Origin of the sequence: Azohydromonas sediminis (assembly GCF_003574675.1) — a bacterium.
GTDB lineage: Bacteria > Pseudomonadota > Gammaproteobacteria > Burkholderiales > Burkholderiaceae_C > Calidifontimicrobium > Calidifontimicrobium sediminis.
Genome location: NZ_QOAZ01000050.1, coordinates 1 through 14,030, shown reverse-complemented (window position 1 = coordinate 14,030; position 14,030 = coordinate 1). Strand labels below are relative to the sequence as shown.

Genomic DNA, 14,030 nt, shown 5'->3' with positions numbered 1-14,030 from the left:
TACCTGCAGGCTCGCGAGCGCCACCCGCGCCGCTGGTCGGGCGTCACGCGCAACTGGACGCCCATCGCTGCGGTGACTCTGAACCCTGAACGCGATGCCGTCGTCAAGGCACGCTCGGGGTGCGTCGATACGCAGCCACTGGCTGCATGAACGAGGCGACAACTACCTTGACGCGCGCCGGAACAGGAGGCTGCGGTTGGCGCCGTCGAGCCGGTACACCTCTCGCGCGAGTGCGTCGTGTCGGCCGCCTGTTGCCCCAAGCGCACGCCGAACAGCGGCAGCGCGGCGACGCACGGCTCCACCCTTCACGGCGCACGAATCCACCCCGTCAGCGCCCGCCGTGACCGCTGCCATCGGCAAGTCGCTGCTGGGGTCGACGGCGGGGCACCGGTGACGCCGACGCCCCCCGCCTCAGATCTGCGCAACGTCCGTCGACGCCAGAGGTTCGCGGCGCAGCGCCTCGCGGCCGCAGAGGTGCCTCGGCCACCGGCCGAAATCGGCGCTCGGGGAGGCGCGCGCAGAATCGCGCGCACGCCGCCGATGCGCGCGACCGCTGCCATGCGCCTGCTGTTCGACCCCCACCTCGTCAACGATCCCTTCGGCGACCCGGGACTGTTCGTCGACTGCCGCGACGAGCGGCGGGCGCTGCTGTTCGACCTCGGCGACCTGCGCGCGTTGCCGCCGCGCAAGCTGCTGCGTGTGTCCCACGCCTTCGTCAGTCACACGCACATGGACCACTTCGCCGGCTTCGACCACCTGCTGCGCGTCGTCCTCGGGCGCAAGGCGCAGCTGGCGCTGGTCGGGGGACCTCGGTTCGTCGACCAGGTCGAACACAAGCTGCGCGCCTACGCGTGGAACGTCGTGCACCGCTACGAGGTCGAACTCGTGCTCGACGTGCTCGCCGTCGCACCCGACGGCAGCGGCGAGCGCGCACGCTTCTCGAGCCGCCGCGCGTTCGCCCGCGACAGCACGCAGGCCTTCCGCTGGACCGACGACGTGCTGCTCGACACGGCGCTGTTGCGCGTGCGCGGCGGTTTCGTCGACCACGGCATCCCGTGCCTGGCGTTCGTGATCGAGGAGAAGGCCCGCGTGAAGCTCGCGAAGGACCGGCTCGACGCGCTGGGCCTGTCCACCGGGGTCTGGCTGCGCGGCCTCAAGCAGGCCGTGCTGGCCGGTGCCAGCGACGACACGCCGATCGACATCGAGTGGCGCGACGCCCGCGGCGCCCACCGCACGACGCGCCCGCTGGGCGCGCTGCGCGACGTCGTGCTCGCCGTCGCGCCGGGGCAGCGCATCGGCTACGTCACCGACCTGCGCCACACCGAGGCCAACGTCGAGCGGCTGAAGGCGCTGCTCGGCGGCGTCGACCGCCTCTACATCGAGGCCGTCTTCCTGCACGCCGATCTCGCGCACGCGCAGCGCAAGCACCACCTGACCGCCCGCCAGGCCGGCGAGATCGCACGCGCCGTCGGCGCGCACGACGTGGTGCCCTTCCACTTCTCGCCCCGCTACACGGACCACCCCGAAGCGCTGCAACGCGAAGTGATCGCGGCCTGGCGACACGCGACGTGAGCGCGTCAGTGCGGGGCAGCCGCAACAGCAGAGCGCCCGCTCGGCGCTGGCGTCCGGCGCCGGGGCGCGCGGCCGCCTCCTGACAAACCCCGAGCCGCGCGCGAACCACGCGCACATTGCGCCATCATTGCGCCCCGCAACACCGCCGCGCACCGGCGCTGCCACGTGCCGCGGCCGCCAACAACCGGAGGAGCCTGCCGATGACCCTGAACCGCCGTTGCCTGATCGCCACTGCCGCTGCCGCAGCCTGTGCCTCGTGGCTGCCCGCGCAGGCGCAGAACGTGATCAAGATCGCCGGTCTGTACGAGCTGTCCGGCGCCGGCGCGACCGCCGGCACCAACTTCAGGAACGGCGTCGAGATGGCGGTCAAGGAGATCAACGCCGCCGGCGGCATCCTCGGCCGCAGGATCCAGCACACGATCTCCGACACGCAGACCAACCCCGGCGTGGCCAAGGGGCTGGCGGCCAAGGCCGTCGACGACGACGTGTTCGCGGTGTTCGGGCCGGTGTTCTCCGGCTCGATCATGGTCAGCATGGCCGAGACGCGCCGCGCCGAGGTGCCCAACTTCACTGGCGGCGAGGCCGCGGCGATCACCAAGCAGGGCAACCCGTACATCTTCCGCACCAGCTTCACGCAGGACACGGCGATGCCGAAGGTGGCGCGCTACATCGCCAACGGCCTGAAGGCGAAGACGGTCGCGGTGATGTTCGTCAACAATGACTTCGGCAAGGGCGGCCGCGACTCGATCACGCAGGCGCTGCAGGCCAACGGCGTGCGCGTCGTCGCCGACATCTCGACCGACCAGGCGCAGGTCGACTTCTCGGCGCCGGTGCTGCGCGCCAAGCAGGCCAACCCCGACGCGCTGTTCGTCTACCTCAACGAGGAAGAGTCGGCACGTGCGCTGCGCGAGCTGCGCAAGCAAGGCTGGGACAAACCGATCGTCGGCGAGACGACGCTGACCGGGCAGAAGGTGATCGACCTCGCCGGCGACGCGGCCAACGGCGCGATCGCGCACGTCGGCCTGACGGTCGACGCACCCAACCCGCTGATGCTCAAGTTCAAGGCCAACTTCTACCGCGAGTACAAGTACATCTCGGACCACAACGGCATCAAGGGCTACACCGGCGTGTACCTGCTCAAGCACGCGATCGAGAAGGTTGGGAAGCTCGACCGCAAGGCCGTCGCGAAGGCGTTGCACGGGATGACGGTCACCGCGGCGAAGGAGCCCGGCGTGCTGATGGACGTCTCGATCGACGCCAACGGCGACCTCGACCGCGAGAGCTTCCTCGTCGAGGTCCGCGACGGCCGCCAGATCGTCAAGGAAGTGCTGCCGGCACTGGCCAGGAAGTAGCCGCCGGCCCGACGCCGCCGGCCCGGCGCGCGCGCCCGGGTCCGGCCGGCGTCGCGCGCCGCACCGACGCCGATGACCGACTTCGTGCAACTGCTGCTCTCGGGCATGTCCACCGGGAGCATCTACGCTCTGGCCGCGCTGGGCTTCACGCTGCTGTGGCAGGCCAGCGGCACGATCAACTTCGCGCAGGGCGAGTTCGTGATGCTGCCGGCCTTCGCGATGCTCGGCTTCGGCGCGCTCGGCGCACCGCTGCCGCTGGCGTTCGCGCTGACCTGTGTCGTCGCCGTCGTCGTGCTCGGCTGGGCGTTCAAGCGCGGCATTGCCGACCCGCTGCTGCGCTTCGGGTTGATGCCCATCGTCGTCGCGACGATCGGACTCGCAATCGCCGCGCGCAACGGCGTGCGCGCCGGCTACAGCGCCGAGGCGCACCCGTTCCCGTCGCCGTTCGGCACCGAGCTGTTCACGCTCGGCGGCCTCACCGTCTCGCTGGCCGACCTCGGCACGCTGGCCGTCGCGCTCGCGCTGGTGCTGGCCACGCAGGCCTTCCTCGCGCGCACCGTCACCGGCCGCGCGATGCAAGCGGTCGCGCAGAACGCCGAGAGCGCGACCGTGCTCGGCATCGACGTGCCGCGGATGATCCTCTACACCTTCGCGATCAACGCCGTGCTGGCCTGCGCCGGGGCGCTGCTCGTCACGCCGACGTACCTCGCGAAGTTCGACATGGGCGAGAGCCTCGGCGCCAAGGCATTCTTCGCCGCGATCATCGGCGGGTTCAACAACTCGCGCGGCGCGCTGCTCGGCGGCATCGTCGTCGGCGTCTCGGAGAACCTCGCCGCGGCCTACGTCTCGCCGGCGTACAAGGACGCGGTGGCACTGGTGCTGTTCATGGCGGTGATCCTGTTGCGGCCGCAGGGGCTACTCGGCCGCAAGGTCGAGCGCAAGGTCTGACCGGCCCGTGCCCGCGATGAAGCGCAGCCACGTCGTCGGCAGCCTGCTCGTGCTGGCGGTGCTGCTCGCGGTGCCGCCGTGGCTGAAGAACTACGGCGTCTACCTGCTCAGCTACTGGCTGGTGTTCGTGATCGCGACGATGGGGCTGAACCTGACGGTGGGCTACGCCGGGCAGAAGTCGCTCGGGCACGCGGCATTCTTCGGCATCGGCGCGTACACGGTCGCGATCCTGCTGAAGGCCGGCGTGAGCTTCTGGATCGGGCTGCCGGCGGCCGTCGTGCTCTGCTTCGTCGTCGGCCTCGCGCTGGGCTTTCCGGCACTGCGCGTGCAGACGATCTACCTCGCGTTCGCGACGCTGGGCTTCAACACCGCGGTGTGGCTGGTGATGCGCAACGAGGAGTGGCTGACCGGCGGCACGTTCGGCATCAACAACATCGCGCGGCCGAGCCTGTTCAGGCTGGAGCTGCAGCGCAACCTCGCGTACTACTACTTCGTGCTCGCCGTCGCGATCGTGACGGGCGCGCTGCTGTGGCGGCTGCTCGACTCGCCGTGGGGCAAGGCCTTCACCGCGCTGCGCGACAACCCGATCCGCGCCGAGAGCCTCGGCGTCGACGTGCGCGCGTACACGCTGCTGTCGTTCGCGATCGGCGCGGCGTACGCCGGCGTCGCGGGCGCGCTGTACGCGCCGCTGGTGGAGTTCATCGAACCGGCACCGTTCACGGTCGGCGCGTCGATCATGATGTACCTGATGGTCGTCGTCGGTGGCGCCGGGCGTTTCTTCGGCCCGCTGCTCGGCGCAGCGGTCGGCGTGCTGCTGCCCGAGTGGCTGCGCTTCGCGCAGGCGTGGTACCTGTTCGTGTTCGGCATCGCGGTGATCGTGCTGGTGCGCTGGCTGCCCGACGGGCTGCTGTCGATCCCCGAGCGGCTGCGCGAGCGCCGCCACGCGCGCGAAGCCGCTGCTGCGCAGGCGCGCGGCCCCGGAGCAGCGCAATGACGCGGCCGGTGCTCAGCGTGCGCGGCCTGCGCAAGTCGTACGGCGCGATCCGCGCCGTCGACGGCGTCGACTTCGACGTGATGCCCGGCGAAATCTTCGGCGTCATCGGCCCCAACGGCTCGGGCAAGACGACGATGTTCAACAGCGTGCTCGGCCAGATCGCGCCGGATGCCGGGCGCATCGAACTGCACGGCGAGGACATCACCGGGCTCGACGCGGTGGCGCTGAACCGCCGCGGCGTCGGCCGCACGTTCCAGACGCTGCAGGTGTTCCCGAAGATGACGGTGCGCGACAACCTGCTCGTCGCCGCGCAGGAACACCGCGGCACGATGTGGAGCCGCCTGTTCGCGCCCGGCGACTCGGGCCTGGGCGCGAAGGCCGACGCGCTGATCGAGCAGTTCCGCCTGCGCCACGTCGCGCACCTGCGCGCCGGCGAGCTCAGCTACGGGCAGCAGAAGCTGGTCGACATCGCGATGGCGTTCATGAGCGAGCCGGCGCTGGTGCTGCTCGACGAGCCGTGCGCCGGCGTCAACCCGAGCCTGGTCGGCGGCATCCGCACGCTGCTGCAGGAACTCAACGCGACGCGGCGCGGCAGCTTCGTCGTCATCGAGCACAACATGGACTTCGTGATGGCGCTTTGCCACCGCGTGATGGTGATGGTCGAGGGCCGGGTGCTCGCGGTCGGCACGCCGGCCGAGATCCGCGCTGACAAGGCCGTGCTCGACGCCTACCTGGGGTACTGACGGTGTCCGACGCGGCGATCGAGTTCGACGGGGTCGTCGCCGGCTACGGCGAGTTCATGATCCTGAACCGACTGAGCCTGCGGGCGCGCCGCGGTGCCGTGACGCTGCTGATCGGTCCCAACGGCGCGGGCAAGAGCACGGTGCTGAAGACGCTGTTCGGCTTGCTGAAGGTGCGCGAGGGGCGCATCCGCCTCGACGGGCGCGACATCACCGGCGCGCCGCCACGGCGCATGCTCACCGAGCACGGGGTGGCCTTCGTCCCCCAGGGGCGCAACCTGTTCCCGCAGCTGACGGTATGGGAGAACCTCGAGCTCGGCGGCATCACGATCGGCATGAAAGCCACGCACGAGCGCATTCCCGAGGTGCTCGAGCTGTTCCCGCGTGTGCGCGAGCGCCTGCACAGCGCGGCGTCGACACTGTCGGGCGGCGAGCAAAAGCAGCTCGAGGTCGGCCGCGCGCTGCTGCTGCGGCCGCGGGTGCTGCTGATCGACGAGCCGTCGATCGGGCTGTCGCCGCTCGTCGTGGCCGACGTGTTCCGCGTGCTGCGCGAGCTCGCCGCGCGCGGCACGACGATCCTGATGGTCGAGCAGAACGTCAAGACGGCGCTGAAGATGGCCGACGAGGCGATCGCGCTCGAGTCGGGCCGCCAGGTGCTGCACCGCCCGGCCGACGAGCTGCTCGCCGACCCGCAGCTCGAGACGCTGTTCCTCGGCGGTGCCGGGGCCGCCGACGCGGCAGCCGCCGCGGGCCGCTGATGCCGGGCACAGCCATGGGCACGGTGCGCATCGCGGTGGCCGGCGCGGGCGTGATGGGCCGCGTGCACGCCGCCGCGGTGCGTTCGACGCCGGGCGCGGTGCTGTCGGCGCTGGCCGACCCGGCGCCCGACGCCGCCGCGGTCGCGGCGCAGCTCGGGGTGCCGTGGTTTGCGTCGCTCGACGAACTGCTCGCGCGCGGCCGCCCCGACGGCGTCGTGCTCGCGACGCCGAACACGCTGCACGTCGCGCAGGCGCTGCAGTGCCTCGACGCCGGCGTCGCGGTGCTCGTCGAGAAGCCGGTGGCGACCCGCGTCGCCGAGGCGGCGCCGCTGCTGCGCGCGGCGCAGGCACCCGGGGCGCGCGTGCTGGTGGGCCACCACCGCGAGCACAGCCCGATCATCGAGCGTGCCGTCGAGGTCGTGCGCTCCGGCGCGCTCGGCCGCCTCGTCGTCGTGACCGGCAGCGCGCTGTTCTGCAAGCCCGACCGCTACTTCGACGACGGGCCATGGCGGCGCGAGCCCGGCGGCGGGCCGATCCTGCTGAACCTGATCCACGACGTGCACAACCTGCGGCTGCTCGCCGGCGAGATCGTCGCGGTGCAGGCGTTCGCGTCGAACGCGGTGCGCGGCTTCGAGGTCGAGGACACCGTCGCGATCGGCCTGCGCTTCGCCAGCGGCGCGCTTGGCAGCTTCGTGCTCAGCGACACCGCCGCGTGCCCGCGCAGCTGGGAGCAGACCAGCGGCGAGAACCCGGCCTACGCGCGCTGCGACGACGAGGACTGCTACGTCGTCGCCGGCACCGACGGCAGCCTCACGGTGCCGACGATGCGGCTGCGCCGCTACGCGCGCCGCGAGGACCGTTCGTGGTTCGAGCCGTTCGAGACCCGCGTCGTGGCCGTCGAGCGCGCCGACCCGGTGCTGCGGCAGATGGCGCACTTCGCCGCCGTCGTGCGCGGCGAGGCGGCGCCGCGCGTGAGCGTGGCCGACGCCGTCGCGAACCTGCGCGTCACCGAGGCGGTCGCGCTGGCCGCGCGCAGCGGTGGCAGCGTCGACGTCGCGGCCGGCTGAGCATCGCGGCGGAGACCCGCGCATGCGCATCAGCGGCCGCACCGAACTGATCGCGCACATCGGCCACCCGACGCACGCGTTCAAGGCGCCGCTGATCTACAACCCGTGGTTCGAACAGGTCGGCGCCGACGCCGTGGTCGTGCCGATGGCCTGCCGCGCCGGCGACCTCGAGCCGCTGCTGCGCGCGCTGGCCCGGCTCGACAACCTGCGCGGTGCGCTGATCACGATGCCGCACAAGGCGGCCGTCGTGCCGCTGCTCGACGAGGTATCGACGGCCGTGCGCGTGGCCGGCGCCTGCAACGCGGTGCGCCGCGACGCCGGCGGCCGGCTCGTCGGCGACCTGTTCGACGGTGAAGGCTTCGTGCGCGGGCTGCGCCGCCAGCGCGTCGCCGTCGCCGGCGCCAGCGCACTCGTCGTGGGCGCCGGCGGTGTCGGCTCGGCGATCGCCGCGTCGCTCGCCGCGGCCGGCGTCGCGCGGCTGGCCCTGGTCGACATCGACGCCGCGCGCGCCGACGCGCTCGCCGCGCGGCTGCGCGCGCATCACCCGGCGCTGGACGTGCGCACCGGCTCGAACGACCCGCACGGCTTCGACCTCGTCGTCAACGCGACGCCGCTGGGCATGCAGCCCGGTGACCCGCTGCCGCTCGACGTGGCGCGGCTCGACGCCACCACCTTCGTCGGCGAAGTCGTGATGAGCGAGACGATGACGCCGCTGCTGCGCGCCGCGCAGCGCCGCGGCTGCCGTTTCCAGGTCGGCACCGACATGCTGTTCGAGCAGATCCCGGCCTACCTCGAGTTCTTCGGCCTGCCATCGGCGACGCCCGACGTGCTGCGCGCGTGCGCACGGCTCGACGACTGACCGGCGCGCCTGCGCCGCGCAGCGGGTCGTGTCCTGACCTGCGTGCGCAAGCGCTTTCCTGACCGCCGGCCCAGGCCCGCACCGCGGTCAGACGATCACCGCCTGCACCGGCCGGCGCAGCGACGGCGGCAGCTTGGGTCCGCGCCCGAAGCGCAGCACGAGGTCCGGCCGCTGCGCGCCGAGGCCGAGGAACGACGCGAACTGCGGGCGCAGCGCCGCCACCTCCACCGGCTGGTTGACGAAGGCGCAGCGCACGCCCATCGTTGTGGCCTGCAGCAAGAAGCGCTCGCACGCTCGGCCGACCTCGACCCAGTGCGCCTTGTCGTCGGCCGCGCCGATGAACACCGCCACGCCGGCCGAGCTGCGCATGAACGTCGCGTACTTGTCGTTCTCGGCCTTCGGCGTGAAGAACAGGCCGAACATCAGCCCGCCGAGCCAGGCCGGCACGACCGGGTTGCCCGACGAGGCGAGCGACAGCGGGCGCAGGCTCGAGCGCGATGCGCACGCTGTCGCTCGCCGCGTCGAAGCTCGGCTCGGCGCGCAGGCCGAGCGCCGCCGCCGCGATGACCAGGTTCTCGGCGGCACAGCCGAGCGAGACGAACAGGTGGTGGTCGTCGGGGTCCACCGCGGGGCAGCGCCGCGCGAAGTCGGGCAGGATCGTGATCGCGCCGTCGTCGAGCCTGAACTTCCAGCACTGCGTGTTGTGGCTCGACGGGGCCAGCGTCGCGTAGCGCACCAGCTCGGTGTGCAGCGCGGCGGCCTCGAGCCCCTGCAGCGTGCCGATGCGCCACACCTGTGCGGCCGCAGATTCGTACAGCGACCGGCCGCTGTCGCAGCCGGCCAGCAGCGGCGACGCGCCGACGAGGGCCGGCAACGCGGTGTTGAATTGCCTTCGGTTCATCGGCCCGCTCCCTTCGATGTCGCTCAGGTCGGGCAGCGCGATGCCCGGTGCAGCCCGCTTTGTAGGCGCGCTCGGCCACCGGGGACTTGTCGCCGCTCAAAGCGGCTGCTGAAAGCGCGCGCCGTGCCAGGCGTCTGTCAGCGCGGGGAACGGCGACGCCGCTACGATCGCCGTCGGCGCGGCGTGCGTCGCACGCATCCTGCCGGCCGGCCAAGCGCGGAGTCGAACATGCTGATCAAGATCGCGGCTGCAGCGGCAGGGGTGCTGCTGTTGCTCGCGTTGGGGCTGTCCCTGTGGCGCGCGTCCGACACGCGGGCCGACGACGCCGCCTGGCAGCGCCTGGCCGCGACGCCGCGCGTCGGCCCCGCAAAGTTCGACCCGCGCAGCGTCGACGCGCTGCCGGAGCCGGCGCGGCGCTTCTTCCGCTTCGCGATCGCGCCCGGTGCGCCACTGGCGCGCGTCGCGCAGATCGAGATGGGTGGTGAGATCGGCCTGGGCACCCGCGACGCGCCCGGCTACCAGCCGATGACGGCGCGCCAGATCCTCGCCGCGCCCGAGGGCTTCGTCTGGCGCGTCGAGGCCGGCAGCGGCTTGATGCGGATGGCGGGCTCGGACGGCATGGTCGACGATCGATCGTGGGTGCGGTTCTGGCTGCTCGGGTGGTTGCCCGTCGTGCGTGCCGGCGGCGACGCGGACCACCTGCGCTCGGCCTTCGGCCGCGTCGCCGCCGAAGCCGTGTTCTGGAGCCCGGCGGCGCTGCTGCCCGACCAAGGCGTGACCTGGGAAGCCGTCGACGGCGACACCGCGCGCGCGACGATGCGCCGCGGCGCGCTGACGCAGACGGTGGACATCCGCGTCGACGCGAGCGGGCGCCTGCGCTCGGTCGTCATCCCGCGCTGGACCAACGCGAACCCCGACAAGGTCTACCGCCTCCAGCCCTTCGGCGGCACGGTGGACGACTTCCGCGAGGTCGACGGCTACCGCCTGCCGTTCCGCGTCGACGGCGGCAACCACTTCGGCACCGACGACTACTTCCCGTTCTTCCGCGCCAGGGTGCAAGCGATTCGCATGCTCGGCGCTTCCGACCAGCGCCGATAGCACGGCAGCTGGAGCCCGTCGGAAGGCCTCACGCCGCAGCCGCCGGGATCCCGCCCGGTCTCGGTCTCGCAAGCCGGCTGCGGCGTCGTGGCGCCTCTCGCCGCGACGCTCACACCGACCCCGCCCGCTCCACGACCAGGATGCGAGCCGGCCCCTGCGGGTGGGCCACGTGCTCGCAGCCGACGTCGGCAAAGAAGACGTCGCCCGTCTCCAGCAGGGCACGGTGCTCCTGGCCGCCTTCGCGCCATCGCATTTCGACGCGGCCATCGAGCACGGCGAACACCTCCGCGCCGTCGTTGACGTGCCATCGGTAAGGCGCATCGGTCCAGTGCAGGCGCACCGTGATGCCGTCGAGGTGGGCGATGTCGAGGGCGCCCCAGGCGCGCTCGGCGGCGAAGTCGCGGGGGCGGACGATGGTGGGCATGGGAGTCTTTCGTGGCGGGGGTCGTCGGCACGCGCATCGTCGCGGCGGCCGGGCGTTCTCGTGGGTCGGACCCGGCCGCCGTCGACGTGCACGGCGAGGCCGACCGTGAGGGGCGGCGGACCGTGCGACTGTATGCCCGACGGGACACGGCTCGTCCACGGCGGCGACGCCGTTGGGGGATGGCGAACCGTGTGCCAGCGGCAGTGCCCCGGCGACGTGCCCCGGTGCCCGAAGCTCACCGGCACGGCGGCAGCGGCCCGCTGCGCCTTCATGCATCGCCGTGATGCCAGGTGCCTGTGGCGTCGAAATGCGGGCACGCCTCGACCGCGCAGGTGGCCGGCCGCGTCGCCGATGCTTGGGCGACGTCGCGCCGCAGCCCGACGCGGCGAGCCTTGAACGCCAGCAACGCGATGTCGGCCGCTGGCGTCGGCGCACGACCACCGGCAGATTCCAGAGCGTCGATGAATGGTCGGGCCACAACCGCCGGCGTCGTATGCTCCGTCGCGCGGACAGCGATGCAGTCACCCGAGCTGTGGCAGGCGCGGGGTGTGCCACGGGGCACCTCGGCGCCGTGACCGGCCGTGAAGGCGTCGCGCAGGCCGTGCCGCCAGCGCATGAACCCGCCGGCGGGTCGGTCGGCCGTGCCGGAGTCGTTCAACCCATCGTCGTCAAGCATGGTCCGCTTTCCCGCCGCGCCTCGACGCACTCTGGTGACGGTGTCCGCCCGCATCGGCGCGATGATCCTGGGCATGGCGGAGGCGCGCGGCGTGGCGGCTAGCGAGCTCATGGCGGCCACGGGCTTCGATCCGCACTGGCTCGATGATGCGGATGCACGCATGCCGCTGGCGGTGGAAACGCGCTTGTGGGACGAGGCGGCGCGCCGCAGCGGCGACGCCTGCTTCGGGCTGCATGCCGCCCTGGCCATCCGCCCGGGTATGTTCCAGGTGCTGGACTATGCGGTGCGCACGGCTCCGGACCTGGGCTCGGCGCTGCAGCGGCTGGCACGCTACAACCGCCTGGTGCATGACGTGGCCACGTTCGACATTCAGCCCGAGGTCGGTCGGGTGCGGATCGTGCATCGCTTCGAGTCGGTCGTGGACCCGCCCAGCCGCCATGCGGTCGAGTTCACGCTGGCCTCGCTGGTCGTGGTGGCGTCGCAGATCGGCACCGTCCCGGTGCAGGCAGCCGCCGTCGAGTTCGCGCACTGCGCCCCGGCGTGCGACGCGCAGCACCGCGCCCTCTTCGGCGTCGCACCCCGCTTCGCAGCGCCGCGGTCCTGCCTGATGCTGGAGGCCGACCTGCTGCGGCGTCGCGTGCCTGCGGCCGAGCCGGAGCTGTCGCGCATCGTGACCGCGCACGCCGAACGGCTGCTGGCCGAGCGCGGCGAGGAGACGCCGTCCTGGTCGACGCGGGTGCGGTGCCACCTGCTCGATGGCTTGGCCGGCGAACGGGCGTCGTTGACCGCGGTGGCCCGCCGGCTGGGGGTGAGCGAGCGCAGCCTGCAACGGCGCCTGCACGACGAGGGCTTCGGCTTTGCACAGCTGCTCGACGACGTGCGGCACGACTTGGCGCGTCGCTACGTCACCGACACCCGCCTGTCGTTGGGCGAAGTGGCCTACCTGCTGGGCTTCTCGGAACCCAGTGCCTTCCACCGTGCCTTCCGGCGCTGGACGGGCACCACCGCGCGGAACCTGCGGCGGCACCACGGGGCGGCCGATCCGCAGACGGCCCGGGCCGTGGCGCCACCACCGCCTTGACCTCATCGACGCCCTGCCGCGCGGGCCAGGAACGCCAGCAGCGCGGGCGCGACGTGCTCGGGCATTTCCAGATGGGGATAGTGCCCTGCCCCCTCGATCAGCACGGGGCGGGTGCCCAGTTGCCCACCAAGCCAGTTCGCCTCGGCTATCGGGTCGGGAAAGTCGGGGTCACGCGTGCCCATCACGACGAGCGCGGGCACCCGGCTGCGTGCGACGATGGCCTCGGTGTCGGCCTTGGAGATGCCGATCATCGTGCGCAGCGCCGCCATGCGCCCCGGCTCGCGCAGATTGGCCGCCAGCGCGGCGCGGGCCACCGCGTGGTCGGCCGGCTTGCGCGCAGGGAACAGGCTCTCCCAGAACGCCAGCCAGAACGCCACGCGCCAGGGGCCGGCAAAGCCGACAGCGACCGCCGCCCGCGCCCACCACGGCGGCTGGCCGTCGCGCACCACCGGCCCGAGCAGGACCACGCCGCAGACCTGCTGCGGCGCGTCGTGTGCGGCCCACAGCGCCGAACCGGCCGCAAACGAGTTGCCCAGGATCACGGCCGGACCCGCTCGCAGGTGCGCGATCAGCGTCAGCGCATCGTGCCCGACGGCACAGGCCGAATAGTCGTCCCACCAGGCCGAGGTCTGACCGTGGCCGCGAATATCCATCGTGACGACGCGGTAGCCGGCACGCCACAGCAGCGGCCGCAGCGCCCGGTATTCGCTGCGCAGGTCACCCATGCCAGGAATGGCCAACACCAGCGGCCCCGAACCGCCGGTGTCGTCGTAGGCGAGCTGACCATGCGGCAGCTTCAGGTAGCGGGTCTGCGTACACGGGGTGGGTTGCAGCGCCCCTGCCGCGTCGTGGGCGGCCAAGGCGAGTCGACTGGCAGTTGACATGGGACGATCTCCGTCATGAACATCGCACGCGGGAGTCTTCCCGATGCAATCGCCCTTGACGATGACCACGGGCGCCAAGCGATTGACTTTGGAAGCCAGCGCAAGGTTCGGCGCGTCGAGGCGCACCGTTCCAGGGGCCCGTGCTGAAGCGCTGCAGCAAGTCGCCCAGCGTGTGAGGCTCGGCCTGGCGGTGATCGACGAACGAGGGCCGGGCGATCTCGCGTTCCCGCTCCCTGGCCTACTGCTCAGCGTCGACCTTGCGGGCAAACGTCGTCGTCCGCTCGGGCAAGTCCTTGCCGCATAGGCGCACCGGCCGGCCGGTGGATTCCCCGGCGTCGATGCGCACCTGCGGCGCCGCCACGGGGTCGTGGCCGCAGTCGTGCGGCGCAGGTGTCGGCCTGCGCCTTGTCCTCGAACGCGCGGCGCAGCGACGCGTGCACCCCGACGACGACCTGCGATCGACGGTTGACCCTGAATCCAGCAGTTCACCGTCCGTCATCGCGCGCTAAGCGAGCACTGGCGCGGCTTTGACGGGTCTTGGCACACTCACCCGATGGGTGAGAGCAAACAACGCATGCGCGAGGTGGCCCTGGCGGCCGAAGTGGCGGCCGGCGCGCCGCAGGTGGTGGACACGCTGGGCGGGCGCATGCACGTGCGCTGGGACGAGGGTGCGGCG

General features: G+C 72.3%; 14 protein-coding genes. 10 read left to right on the top strand and 4 right to left on the bottom strand.

Going from position 1 to position 14,030, the window contains the following annotated elements:
* Positions 1-558 precede the first annotated feature (558 nt).
* From DRV96_RS16785 to DRV96_RS16750, 8 genes are all read left to right on the top strand, one after another.
* Positions 559-1,572 carry a ribonuclease Z gene (locus tag DRV96_RS16785; RefSeq protein ID WP_119293296.1) on the top strand — a complete coding sequence of 338 codons (1,014 nt, stop codon included), beginning with the start codon at positions 559-561 and terminating at the stop codon, positions 1,570-1,572.
* 200 nt (positions 1,573-1,772) lie between these two features.
* A complete protein-coding gene (locus tag DRV96_RS16780) occupies positions 1,773-2,924 on the top strand; it encodes an ABC transporter substrate-binding protein (RefSeq protein ID WP_119293292.1) in 1,152 nt (383 codons plus the stop codon).
* A gap of 72 nt (positions 2,925-2,996) precedes the next feature.
* Positions 2,997-3,872, top strand: a complete 876-nt coding sequence (locus DRV96_RS16775; protein ID WP_119293290.1) for a branched-chain amino acid ABC transporter permease — start codon at positions 2,997-2,999, stop codon at positions 3,870-3,872.
* 16 nt (positions 3,873-3,888) lie between these two features.
* A complete protein-coding gene (locus tag DRV96_RS16770) occupies positions 3,889-4,866 on the top strand; it encodes a branched-chain amino acid ABC transporter permease (RefSeq protein WP_119293287.1) in 978 nt (325 codons plus the stop codon).
* Positions 4,863-5,609, top strand: a complete 747-nt coding sequence (locus tag DRV96_RS16765; protein ID WP_119293285.1) for an ABC transporter ATP-binding protein — start codon at positions 4,863-4,865, stop codon at positions 5,607-5,609. Before DRV96_RS16770 ends, DRV96_RS16765 begins: the two co-directional genes overlap by 4 nt.
* A 56-nt stretch (positions 5,610-5,665) precedes the next feature.
* Positions 5,666-6,364 carry an ABC transporter ATP-binding protein gene (locus DRV96_RS16760; protein ID WP_119293294.1) on the top strand — a complete coding sequence of 233 codons (699 nt, stop codon included), beginning with the start codon at positions 5,666-5,668 and terminating at the stop codon, positions 6,362-6,364.
* Complete coding sequence (locus tag DRV96_RS16755) at positions 6,364-7,431, top strand: Gfo/Idh/MocA family protein (RefSeq protein ID WP_235823454.1); 1,068 nt, start codon at positions 6,364-6,366, stop codon at positions 7,429-7,431. Before DRV96_RS16760 ends, DRV96_RS16755 begins: the two co-directional genes overlap by 1 nt.
* Positions 7,432-7,453: 22 nt before the next feature.
* Positions 7,454-8,290, top strand: coding sequence for a shikimate dehydrogenase family protein (locus DRV96_RS16750; RefSeq protein WP_119293281.1), 837 nt, complete (start codon positions 7,454-7,456; stop codon positions 8,288-8,290).
* Positions 8,291-8,377: 87 nt separating this feature from the next.
* Here the strand turns inward: DRV96_RS16750 and DRV96_RS18465 are convergent, their stop codons facing one another.
* Positions 8,378-8,713, bottom strand: coding sequence for a hypothetical protein (locus DRV96_RS18465; protein WP_210757089.1), 336 nt, complete (start codon positions 8,711-8,713; stop codon positions 8,378-8,380).
* On the opposite strand from DRV96_RS18465, the gene DRV96_RS18460 reads away from it, so the two are divergent.
* A complete protein-coding gene (locus DRV96_RS18460; RefSeq protein WP_210757088.1) occupies positions 8,658-10,289 on the top strand; it encodes a DUF6544 family protein in 1,632 nt (543 codons plus the stop codon). The two genes, DRV96_RS18465 and DRV96_RS18460, sit on opposite strands and share 56 nt — an antisense overlap.
* Positions 10,290-10,398: 109 nt before the next feature.
* On the opposite strand, the gene DRV96_RS16735 is transcribed toward DRV96_RS18460, so the two are convergent.
* Positions 10,399-10,713: a cupin domain-containing protein gene (locus tag DRV96_RS16735; protein ID WP_119293277.1), complete on the bottom strand. Its 315-nt coding sequence runs from the start codon at positions 10,711-10,713 to the stop codon at positions 10,399-10,401.
* Between the two features lie 268 nt (positions 10,714-10,981).
* Positions 10,982-11,389, bottom strand: a complete 408-nt coding sequence (locus DRV96_RS18210; protein ID WP_162911120.1) for a hypothetical protein — start codon at positions 11,387-11,389, stop codon at positions 10,982-10,984.
* A 34-nt stretch (positions 11,390-11,423) separates the two neighbouring features.
* On the opposite strand from DRV96_RS18210, the gene DRV96_RS16730 reads away from it, so the two are divergent.
* Positions 11,424-12,470, top strand: coding sequence for an AraC family transcriptional regulator (locus tag DRV96_RS16730; protein ID WP_162911119.1), 1,047 nt, complete (start codon positions 11,424-11,426; stop codon positions 12,468-12,470).
* 2 nt (positions 12,471-12,472) lie between these two features.
* Here the strand turns inward: DRV96_RS16730 and DRV96_RS16725 are convergent, their stop codons facing one another.
* Positions 12,473-13,354, bottom strand: a complete 882-nt coding sequence (locus DRV96_RS16725; protein ID WP_119293274.1) for an alpha/beta fold hydrolase — start codon at positions 13,352-13,354, stop codon at positions 12,473-12,475.
* Positions 13,355-14,030 lie beyond the last annotated feature (676 nt).